Genomic DNA, 10,659 nt, shown 5'->3' on the forward strand with positions numbered 1-10,659 from the left:
CCCAAAGCTGGACTTTGGCAACTGAGACTCAGAGGGGATTATATAGTTAACGGGCAATATAATATGTGGCTACCCCAAAGACCTCTTATACAGTTGACCACTAGAGTAATTAATCCTAATCCATACACAACTTTACAAGCTCCTGCAAATGCTAGAAAAGCCATAACAACATCTTTCTACGATCAAAATAATAATACTATAGCCGTAGAATCTGGTAGAGGCTTTACTGCAGATAATAGAATTAAACCTAACTTAACTACTGGTGGTGTTATGGCATTAACTACAGGATTAAATAATGAAACTAATATAATTTCTGGTGGTTCTGTAGCTGGAGCTGTACTTTGTGGCGCTACCCTTCTTATCCTAGAATGGGGCATAATTCTTGGTAATGATCCCAATATATATGGACCTTCTATTATTTCTTATTTAACTCGAGGAACTAGTAAAAGATCTGGTGATATATACCCAAATCCTCAATGGGGTTATGGTATGCTAAATCTTCTTGGTTCCTTCGAAAATCTTAGATCATCAAGTCTATCTAGGAACTATAGCGTTAATAATTCTTACTATGAAAAACATTTGCCACTTAATTCGTCTATAAAAATGCCTATTGAATTATATACACGAATAGATGATATCTATAAGGAGGATTAATCCATGAATCTAAAAGATTTAAGAGAAGTAACTCAACAATTAGATGACCCTTTACAGTACAATAGCTTTATAATTTACTATACTGGTAATATAGTAGCCTCTATTGCTGAAATACCCCAGGCTAGTGTTATAATACTAACCCCATACATGGCTGTTATATTTGTAGAAATTGGATACGAAGACTTAATTGTATCTCTACCTACTATTAATATAATTGAGCCACCTAATGATTTTATACTTACGCAACTGTCCCCCTTAGAAACTTCTAACATAGTTCAATTCTCTGAAGGTAATCCTATAGATTTAACAGGAACTGGTGTAATTGTAGGTACTATTGATACGGGTATAGATTACTTAAATGTAGAGTTTACCAGAGAAGACGATACCTCTAGGATATTATCTATTTGGGATCAAACTGATACTACTGGACTTGCACCATCTGGTATCGGCTATGGTAGTGAGTATTCACAAGCACAAATAAATGAAGCTATTTCCCTAAACAAATCAGGTGGTAATCCTTATTCTATAGTTCCACAAATAGATACTAATGGCCATGGAACTAAATGTGCAGGTATAATTGGTGCTAGAGGATATGGAGATATAAAAGGAGCAGCTCCAAACTGTGATTTTATATCTGTTAAACTAAGACCTATAAGGGAGATAGCAGATACGCTAGACCCGTCAGCTCCTGGCACTCCAGTTTATCGTAATACAGATATAGCTACAGCTATGGTTTATCTTTTACGTCAACGTTCTATATACCTACGACCTATGGTTATATTTCTACCTGTTAGCAGCAACCTAGGTGCTCATGATGGCACTAATGCTCTAGAGGAACTTATTGATTACTATTCTTTTTCTACTACAGTAACCTTTGCTTTAGGCACAGGTAATCAAGGTGGTTCTGAAACTCATGCTTCTGGATATATATCTAATACTGGAGAAACTCAACCTGTCGAATTTTCAGTAGATCCAAATCAAGGTGATTTAAATATAGCTATATGGTGTGCCTACCCAGACAAAATGTCTTTGGGTTTAACTTCTCCTAGTGGACAGGTAATTCCCAGAATTCCTGTAAAGATTGGTCAAAGTGCAAACATTAGTTTTTTATATGAAAATACTACTACTAGAATAGTTTACTATTTCCCTGAAATTGTATCCGGTAATCAGCTAATTTTTTTAACTTTTTCAAACATCGCTCCAGGTGTATGGAATATAAGTTTATATGGAGATTATATAGTAAATGGTTTATTTAATGTTTGGATTGATCAAAGACCTTTATCCAAGCTTGGTACAGCACTACTAAATCCAGATAACTTTACAACTCTCACTATACCTTCAACTAGTAATTTAGCTATTACTACTGCATTTTATAACCAAAATACTAATACTATAGGCTCAAATTCTGGAGTTGGATTTACCTCAAATAATAAAATAAAACCTGAAATAACCTGTGGAGGAATAAATGTATTAACTACTGGATTAAATAACACCATAGCTACTATATCAGGTTCTAGTGCTGCCACAGCAGTACTTGCTGGTGCTATAGCTCTTTTTTATCAATGGAGTATAACTGAAGGAAATATTCCTATATTGTCTTCTGAAAGCATAAAAACTTTTTTAATAAGAGGAACTCGAAAAAGACCTAACGAGGTCTATCCCAATGAATTTTGGGGCTATGGTATTCTGGATATGCGAGGAGTCTTTGATGCTATCAGGGGAATTTACTCTCAACAAGGTCAGCTAGCACCACTTATAAGTCCAACTTCACAACCTGCTAATCTTTCTAGGAAATTTGATGATAATGTAGAAACTTCACTACCAGTAAGTCTATTGAATAGATTAAAGTATAATGAGTAGGCTTAAATTGATAATATACTTAGTGTCCATCACTTTTTATTTCCCAGTGAATAACAAATGTTAGTATAGCTCTAAGTAATATTATTGCAGCTAATATGTACATCTCATCAAAATTTCTTACTATTACAGTTTTTAAAATCTCTGCAGCCAATTTAAACTCAAGTGCAAGTGCTAATGCTTGTGCAAAATCTACCTTTATAGAACAATTAATTTGTTTAAATAAGCTTAGAATATATCTATAAAATGCCTTCATTCCAGCTACTAGAATTACTGTAGTTCCCATTAATTCTAACAATGAAATAACTCTAGGTATTATTATGGCTGTAATAATATGTTCCAACGTTAAACACCCCCTTATTAATTTGCTATTACTTGTATATTATTATATTAATAGTGACTTGTCCATTTATTAATAACCAGTTATGTAACAGTTTGTTATTAGCTTGAAAATTTCAGTCCTAGACTCATATAGATTTCTCTATATAAGTCTAGGACTACTTTTGTTTTAAAATATATGGCTTTTTATTAACTTCATATCCCCTATTAAAATATATTCACCTAAATATGCTGGTATTAGAAAACTTTCCAAAATAGATATATCAATAAATTTTCTAAGCCCTTCATCAACAAAGCTAATTTTACCTTTACCTTCTACACAGGTAAATACAAAAAACTTGTTTTTATCACTAGTTTCACTATAGCTTCCTTTTATATTGTATATATCTATATTAAATTTTTCTGAATTCATATGATTTCGTATTACTAAATCATTGTTTATACATAGACTCTTAGGCATGCCATTAAAATTAACTACATCCAATGCTTTGTCAATATGGAGTTCTCTTCCTCGCTGATAATCGTAAACTCTATAAGTAATATCACTATTTTGTTGTATTTCTGCCAGTAATATGCCTTTTCCTATGGAATGAAGTAATCCAGGTTCTATTAAAAATAACTCTCCAGGTTTAATTAATATTTTATTCATGCAATCTTCCACAGTACCATCCTTACAACTTCTTTTAAATTCTTCCTTTGTACATCCTGCTGTTGTACCAACAATTATTTCTGCTCCCTCTTTGCAATCTATAATATACCAAGCCTCAACCTTACCATTATCATTTTCTACTCTATGAGCATACTCATCATTAGGATGTACCTGCACAGATAGATTCTCATTAGAATTTATAATCTTTATAAGTAGCGGAAAATCCCTATCTGTAAATTTATCTATATATATCTTATCTCCTACAATTAAGTTTTTATATTCCTTAATTATTTCAATAAGTGCTTTTCCTTTATATTTTCCATTACTAATAATACTCATTCCATTTTTATGACAGGCAATTTCCCAGCTTTCTCCTATGTTTCCTTTAGGAAGATTTATTCTATAATCTTCTAGCTTTCTTCCTCCCCAAATTTTTTCATAATATAAATTTTCAAATTTAATAGGATACATATTGCCCTCTAATATAAATGTTTATATTTTAAGGTATGCTATGTATCCTAATAAGGTTAATTAAATATTTTTAATAATGAACTCTTATAAGCCAAAACTTAATATTTTTATCACTCCAACCCAAGTCCCAAGGCACATCATTTCTATCAGTGTTATGACAAGTAACTAAAGCATACCCTCTAGAATCTGCATTGGTTACAGTAGATATATGTTTAATATCACCCTTTTTTTCATAAGCAACAAAATCTCCTGGCATAAGCTGATATGAGGCTTTATATACCTTATCATAGGTTCCATGAGCTATTACTGAAGCTCTTCCACTATATACCCAATAGCTCTTAAATTTATCTGCATTTACCCAAGATGCTGTAGCTTCTCCTTTGGAATAATTCCATGATGAATTTTTCTTAAATTTACCGCCTTCATGTAATATCTGCGAAGCAAAGTTAGCACAATCTCCACCTTCTGGATTAAAATTTCTATAATCCTTATTATATTTATAACCAAATTCTTCCTCAGTAGCCGCTCCACAATATTTATTGGCATATTCTACAGATGCTTTCCTTCTTTCATCTAAATTTGAGAAATCTTTAGGTTTTTGAGCTAAAATAAATTCTTTTACATCATCTACCTTTAATTTCTCTAGATTTAAAGAATCTGCAAAGGGATCTGTATACCACTCCTTATTTATTAAGAAATTGTCCCCTTTATTTATTAAAGTAAGAACATGATAAGTCCCTATCCTAGCTGAATTAACCTCTTCTGGTCTATCTTCATAAACATATCTATATTCTGTAGAACATGTAAAGTTAACTTTGAATCCATTCTCCTTTTCACTTATACGATTTACAACCACCTTGGGAAGTATTTCTGTAATTTTAACCCCTTGTTTCTGTTCCCAATTGTGAAGATAAATCATCTTTTTCTCTTCATTTTCATAGGCCCATGTACCATATTTAGTTCCCATATCATAAACAGATTTAATGCTTTCCTCTTCTCCAGTTACGATGGCTCTATTACGCTTTGCAATAGTTTCTTCAATGAAGTTCTTAATTTCTAGCTTTACTTCTTCATCTACATCTTCAGCATTAGCTCTAGAAAAAAAAATATTTGCAATAATAATAGCTAGTAATATTCCAAAAATCAACTTCCATGTAAGTATCTTTTTTATGGATCTTATAATGTTCATAAAGGTCCTCCTCATTTTAGCTCTTTAGTTAATTATTAATTTAAAGTTCCTTCAATAATGTTAATATAATTATCTATTTTTTTATCTCTTGGCACTTCACCAAACCAATCCATATCTTTGTTGAAGGTTTCTCCAAAGTATTTTGCCTTTACTAATACCTCTGGTCTATATTCAAAATGAAGAATATCAAAATGACCCCATTTTCCACCCCATACAAAGTTATTTTTTTCAAAAGTATCTACTAGTTCCTTAGGATAGGATAACATCCTCTTTTCTCCAGCATCTCTAGATGCCCACTTCCAATAGTCACTAGGATTACTATTAATATCAATAGCTATTCCATAGGCATGAGGACTCAGCTTTCCTGTACCTGATATAACTCTATAATTAAAAGTTCCATTAATAGGATTTAAAAGGGATGATACCACTCCATTACCTAATGATAATTGTTTTAACTCCTCCATAGCCTTCTTTAAACTTTCTGCAGCTCCATTATTTTTATTAAATTGATAGTTTTTATAGGGTGCAGGAACACTTATAAGGTTAGATGATACTTCTCTTTCACTACCTCCGTAAACTTCATTTAAAAGATTATAATTTCTAAATCTACCTGGATCTCTATTTATATCTAAAAGTTTATCAGGCATAGTAAGAGGATAAATATCTTCTAGTATATCTTGAAGGTCTGCATTATCCATTTTTCCATTAAAGTCCTTAGATTGTTTATCGTCATAGAGTATTTTCTTTCCTGAAGCTGTTATTATAAATACCTTTCCTTCTTCACTTTTTTCAACTCCAGTTATGGACTCGGGATATGCCATCATTAAAGTTAGAATATCTTGTTTCATTGTAATATTGTAATTACCTTCATTATTCTCTTCTATGTCATCTGCAAATACTTCTTTTGTATTGCTAATGAAAGTAACTAATATAGTTAAAACTATAATTCCATATAAAAAAAGTTTTTTCATATATATCCTCCTAGCAAAGAACCTAACACAAAAATGACTTACGGTCTTATTTAAAATAAAAAATAGGCTAAAAATATCCTTTAGCCTATTTTGTGTAAATATACAATTATTTATAACTGGTAAATTAATGAGTTTTTTTAAATAAATTATCCTTATTATTTTTTTCAAATTCTAAAAGCTTACTTTTTATATCCGTATGATTTCCAGCATATCCTACTAATTTGCCACTCTTTCCAATTACTCTGTGACATGGAATTATTATAGGAAATTCATTTGCTCTATTAGCCCCACCTATAGCTCTTACGCCTTTAGGATTTCCAATTGCTATAGCAATATCACTGTAACTTCTAGTTTCTCCATAGGGTATATTTATAAGCTCTTGCCAAACTTTATTTCTAAATTCCGTAGTCCTTATTGACAATGGTAAGTTAAAATCTTCCCTTTCTCCATTAAAATATTCCTTTAACTGAGTTATAGTCCTTAAGCACCTCTCTTTATTATGTTCTAAACTTCCCTTATTAAGGTTATGGTATTCTTCCCATCCATCTTGAAAAAGCTCTATCTTCACTACGCCCTTTTCATCCATAACCACATATATAGTTCCTATAATAGAGTCAAAGTAATCATACCACATAAAGTTTCCCCACTTTCATTATAAACAGAACTTCTAGCCTCTTTGAAGCTTTACTAACAGAATTCTTAGTGTCAGTATGTTTGATACTTAGAATTCGTTGTCCTTTAGGTCAAATCCTTATCCAAGACTAATCGTCATCGGATAAAATTAAAAGATGTTAATAATATATATATTAACATCTTTTCAATTACTTTATAACATGTTTTATATAATTATGGTCCTGGTTGTAATCTGATTTCTTCTTCTACTTCGGTTTCTATGAGGCATAAATCTAATCTAGAGTTTATATACTCAGTTTTTAATTTCATATAATTGCCCCAGGTACATATACTACAATCTAAAACATCTATAAGCTCATCTATTAAGCAACCAACTTCCTGTGCTCTTTTAAGGGCATCTTTAATGTCCCTTTTATTAGCAATGGTAATACAGTTCACACTGCTTGCTGTATCAACTAAGATTTTATAGGAACCTATAAGTCTACATAACTGATCTATAGTAAAACCTAGATCTCTTCCATAACTTTCAATAATTCTTCTCTGCGTCATAAACTCCTACCTTAAAAATGCTTCATTGTAAATATATTATTCCAACTTATAAATTATTATTCTAAATCTCTATTATTTTTAAAATATATTTACTATCCTATTCTATATTCTTCTTTAAGCTTCTAGTAGCCACCACATCTACCCCAGTGCCTAGAATGTCCTTCACTATGATATCTCCCATAGAAATTGGAGCCTCTATTTCTATAGAATTTAATACTTCCATAGCCTTAAAATTTAACTCTTTAGGAATAGGTGTTTTTGTTTTTACTGGTATAACAGGGAGCTCACCATCTTTAATTTTTACTGTGGTAGTTATAACTCTTACAGGATTCGTTACTTCATTTATCCCGTAAATTTCACCTCTTTTGCAAGTGTTTCCTGTAACCTCTTTTGTTTCAGTATTTACCTTTAAATGACATCCCATAGGACAACTTATACAAATTAATTCTTTTATCATATTATTCACCATCCTCCAGAGAAATTGTTATATCTCCTGTAATCTTTTCTAATTGAGTTTTGCTAAGTAAAATCTTTTCCATTTCCGATGGTGCTAAGTGACTTCTTTTAAAGCTAGCGATTATATCATCACCACATCTAACCACAAGCCTCTTATTATGATATATATTATTTACTCTCATAAATACAGTTAGTTTATCTTCTATCGCCTCTACATTTAATCTTTGAGGAACTGTATAATTAATTCTTTCACCATTTATTATATTTACATAACTCCCCTTGTCATTTTTACCTTTAATATATTTGGCAGCACAAAATCCAGCATGCTTAGATTCTGCACTAACAAAGTCTACTAAATCATGAACATGTACTACATTTCCACAGGCAAATATTCCTTCTACAGAAGTTTCCATGCTTTCATTCACTATAAGTCCATTTGTTCTTCTATCCTTATCAATACCAGCCTTAGAAGATAACTCATTTTCTGGTATTAGTCCTACAGATAATAATAAAGTATCACAACCAAACTCAATTTCAGAACCTTTTATTGGCTTTTTGCTTTCATCTACTTTAGCAATTACCACCTTTTCTAATCTCTTTCTTCCTACAACTTTAGTTACAGTATGTGATAAATAAAGGGGAATATCATAATCATTTAGGCACTGAACAATATTTCTATTAAGTCCGTTAGAATAAGGCATCAGCTCTACTACAGCCTTAACCTTTGCACCTTCTAAAGTCATTCTTCTTGCCATAATAAGACCTATATCACCTGATCCTAGGATCACAACTTCCTTTCCTGGCATATATCCTTCCATATTGATATATCTTTGAGCAGCTCCTGCTGTAAACACTCCTGAAGGTCTATCCCCTGGCATATTTATAGCTCCTCTAGTTCTTTCCCTACATCCCATGGCAAGAATAATAGCTTTTCCCTTTAGAANNTTATTTTCTTTTATTTCTAATACCATGGTATTAAGTTTAACTTCAACCCTAGTATCATTTATCATATGGATAAATCTTTCAGCATATTCAGGCCCTGTAAGCTCTTCTTTAAAAGTATGAAGTCCAAAACCATTATGAATACATTGATTTAGTATTCCTCCAAGCTCTCTATCTCTCTCTACTATTAGTATTTTCTCTACTCCATTATTATAAGCTTCATAAGCTGCTGCAAGTCCCGCTGGACCTCCACCTATTACTATTAAATCGTACATAAATGTTTCCTCCTATTTAGTCCTTCCAATTAAAATATATGATCCATCGCTTTCTTGAACTATATCTTCCATTGAAACATCTAGCTCTCTTGCAATTATTTCTTGAACTCTAGGACCACAGAAGCCACCTTGGCATCTTCCCATACCTGGTCTACACCTTCTCTTTACTCCATCTAGAGTTACTTTTCCAAAGGCTCTCTTTATACTATCTATAATTTCACCTTCTGTTATACTTTCACATCTGCAGATTATTTTTCCATATCGACTATCCTTTTTTATAAGCTCTGCCTTTTCTTCACTGGATAATTCCATGAAGTTAATTTGCTTTCTAGTATTTTTAAAATTGTTTTTTAACTCAGCCTTAAGTCCGGAATTTTTTAGAATTTCTACCACATCTAAAGCCACTGCTGGTGCTGAAGACAATCCTGGTGATTTCATTCCTGCTGCATCTATAAAGCCCTTTACGTCCTTAGCTTCTCCTACAATAAAATCTCCACAATCTGGATTTGCTCTAAGTCCTGCAAAATTTCTTATACTCTCTCTATAATTAATTTTATCTGTGGTTCTCACAGCAGTATTTTTAATAAACTCTAAGTTTTCTGCTGTAGTTGCAACATTATCTTTACCCTCTACACTTTCTGCATCTGGACCTACTAATAAATTTCCATGAACTGTAGGTGTCACTAATATACCCTTCCCAAGTTTAGAAGGACATTGAAATATAGTGTGGCTAACTACCTCACCTTGGCTCTTGTCCATAACAAAATATTCTCCCTTAATAGGATTTATCTTAAAGGCTTCTTTACAAACTAAATTGTGTATTTTATCAGCATAAACCCCTGCTGCATTAATAACATATTTGCTTTCTATAACTTCACCTTCAGCTGTATTTATAATAAAATGTTCTTTCTTTTCTATACCAATTACTTGTCTATTTAATTTAACCTCCCCACCATTATCTACTCCGTTTTCCACAAGGGCTATTGTGTATTCAAAAGGGCCAACAATTCCTCCTGTTGGTGCATATAGCGCACCCATAACTTTATCACTTAAATTAATCTCTTTTTTCAGTACTTCTTCTCTATTTAAAATTTGTAGTTCCTTAACACCAATTTTATTTCCATTGTCATATAACTCTTTTATAGTTTCCATATCTTCTTCATCAAATCCAATTACTAAAGAACCATTTCTTTTAAAAGGTACTGATAACTCATTACAAATTTCTTCAAACATCTCATTACCCTTAAGGTTATACTTTGCCATTAAAGTTCCTACCTTAGGATCGTAGCCTGCATGGACAATGGCTGAATTTGCCTTAGTTGTCTCCATTGAAACATCATTTTCCTTATCTATTATTGCTACCTTTAAATCATATTTCATAAGTTCTCTAAATATCGAAGCTCCAATTACTCCAGCACCTATTATAGCTATATCATACATTAAAATTTCCTCCTTTAATCGCAAAAAAGACAAGCCAAAACAAGGATATAACTCCTTATTTTGTGCTTGTCTCTAAATCTCTTATCAGCACTAATATTTCATTTATCCGATGACTACCAGCTCTAATACTCCCTTCTTTTTCAAAGTGTGAGTAAAGAGCCGCTACGTCCCTGGATAACGATTTCTAACCTTCATAGGTAGTAAAAAACTCCCTCTGAAGCAAAGAACTCTGTT

General features: G+C 32.0%; 12 protein-coding genes (1 of these 12 running past the window's edge). 2 read left to right on the top strand and 10 right to left on the bottom strand.

All coding sequences use genetic code 11. From position 1 onward, the window contains the following. The coding region (locus tag B2671_RS08925; protein WP_346870100.1) for a S8 family serine peptidase at positions 1–654 on the top strand (654 nt) is incomplete at its 5' end. 3 nt (positions 655–657) lie between these two features. Then, positions 658–2,514 carry a S8 family peptidase gene (locus B2671_RS08930; RefSeq protein WP_346870101.1) on the top strand — a complete coding sequence of 619 codons (1,857 nt, stop codon included), beginning with the start codon at positions 658–660 and terminating at the stop codon, positions 2,512–2,514. A gap of 19 nt (positions 2,515–2,533) precedes the next feature. Here B2671_RS08930 and B2671_RS08935 read toward each other — a convergent pair whose 3' ends face one another. The 10 genes from B2671_RS08935 to B2671_RS08980 all read right to left on the bottom strand — a co-directional run. Then, the gene (locus tag B2671_RS08935; RefSeq protein WP_346870102.1) at positions 2,534–2,854 is read right to left on the bottom strand and encodes a DUF1622 domain-containing protein; all 321 of its coding nucleotides are present in this window, start codon (positions 2,852–2,854) and stop codon (positions 2,534–2,536) included. Positions 2,855–3,019: 165 nt separating this feature from the next. Further along, entirely contained in the window at positions 3,020–3,970 is a 951-nt protein-coding gene (locus B2671_RS08940; RefSeq protein ID WP_346870103.1) for a type I phosphomannose isomerase catalytic subunit, read from the bottom strand. 70 nt (positions 3,971–4,040) lie between these two features. Then, a complete protein-coding gene (locus tag B2671_RS08945; protein WP_346870104.1) occupies positions 4,041–5,159 on the bottom strand; it encodes an amidase domain-containing protein in 1,119 nt (372 codons plus the stop codon). Positions 5,160–5,194: 35 nt separating this feature from the next. Then, a complete protein-coding gene (locus B2671_RS08950; protein ID WP_346870105.1) occupies positions 5,195–6,130 on the bottom strand; it encodes a M15 family metallopeptidase in 936 nt (311 codons plus the stop codon). Positions 6,131–6,254: 124 nt separating this feature from the next. Continuing rightward, positions 6,255–6,764 carry a methylated-DNA--[protein]-cysteine S-methyltransferase gene (locus B2671_RS08955; protein ID WP_346870106.1) on the bottom strand — a complete coding sequence of 170 codons (510 nt, stop codon included), beginning with the start codon at positions 6,762–6,764 and terminating at the stop codon, positions 6,255–6,257. A 212-nt stretch (positions 6,765–6,976) separates the two neighbouring features. Then, positions 6,977–7,312, bottom strand: coding sequence for a hypothetical protein (locus B2671_RS08960; RefSeq protein WP_346870107.1), 336 nt, complete (start codon positions 7,310–7,312; stop codon positions 6,977–6,979). 97 nt (positions 7,313–7,409) lie between these two features. Further along, positions 7,410–7,769: a DUF1667 domain-containing protein gene (locus B2671_RS08965; protein ID WP_346870108.1), complete on the bottom strand. Its 360-nt coding sequence runs from the start codon at positions 7,767–7,769 to the stop codon at positions 7,410–7,412. A gap of 1 nt (position 7,770) precedes the next feature. Then, complete coding sequence (locus B2671_RS08970) at positions 7,771–8,985, bottom strand: FAD/NAD(P)-binding oxidoreductase (RefSeq protein ID WP_346870109.1); 1,215 nt, start codon at positions 8,983–8,985, stop codon at positions 7,771–7,773. A gap of 12 nt (positions 8,986–8,997) precedes the next feature. Continuing rightward, positions 8,998–10,425, bottom strand: a complete 1,428-nt coding sequence (locus B2671_RS08975; protein ID WP_346870110.1) for an NAD(P)/FAD-dependent oxidoreductase — start codon at positions 10,423–10,425, stop codon at positions 8,998–9,000. Between the two features lie 191 nt (positions 10,426–10,616). After that, a protein-coding gene (locus tag B2671_RS08980) for a GNAT family N-acetyltransferase (protein WP_414632627.1) crosses the window boundary here: on the bottom strand, positions 10,617–10,659 show its end. It continues 425 nt past the right edge of the window; 43 of the gene's 468 nt are visible here — the last part of the coding sequence; its start codon lies beyond the right edge, outside the window — the gene reads right to left on this strand; its stop codon occupies positions 10,617–10,619.

Source organism: Clostridium sp. UBA5119 (assembly GCF_002414285.1).
Taxonomy (GTDB): domain Bacteria; phylum Bacillota; class Clostridia; order Clostridiales; family Clostridiaceae; genus Clostridium_J; species Clostridium_J sulfidigenes.

What these genes read in the sequence shown, in the direction of transcription:
- B2671_RS08930 (WP_346870101.1), top strand. Translation starts at nt 658, where the DNA reads ATGAATCTAAAAGATTTAAGAGAAGTAACTCAACAATTAGATGACCCT.
- B2671_RS08940 (WP_346870103.1), bottom strand. Translation starts at nt 3,970, where the DNA reads ATGTATCCTATTAAATTTGAAAATTTATATTATGAAAAAATTTGGGGA.
- B2671_RS08945 (WP_346870104.1), bottom strand. Translation starts at nt 5,159, where the DNA reads ATGAACATTATAAGATCCATAAAAAAGATACTTACATGGAAGTTGATT.
- B2671_RS08950 (WP_346870105.1), bottom strand. Translation starts at nt 6,130, where the DNA reads ATGAAAAAACTTTTTTTATATGGAATTATAGTTTTAACTATATTAGTT.
- B2671_RS08955 (WP_346870106.1), bottom strand. Translation starts at nt 6,764, where the DNA reads ATGTGGTATGATTACTTTGACTCTATTATAGGAACTATATATGTGGTT.
- B2671_RS08960 (WP_346870107.1), bottom strand. Translation starts at nt 7,312, where the DNA reads ATGACGCAGAGAAGAATTATTGAAAGTTATGGAAGAGATCTAGGTTTT.
- B2671_RS08965 (WP_346870108.1), bottom strand. Translation starts at nt 7,769, where the DNA reads ATGATAAAAGAATTAATTTGTATAAGTTGTCCTATGGGATGTCATTTA.
- B2671_RS08975 (WP_346870110.1), bottom strand. Translation starts at nt 10,425, where the DNA reads ATGTATGATATAGCTATAATAGGTGCTGGAGTAATTGGAGCTTCGATA.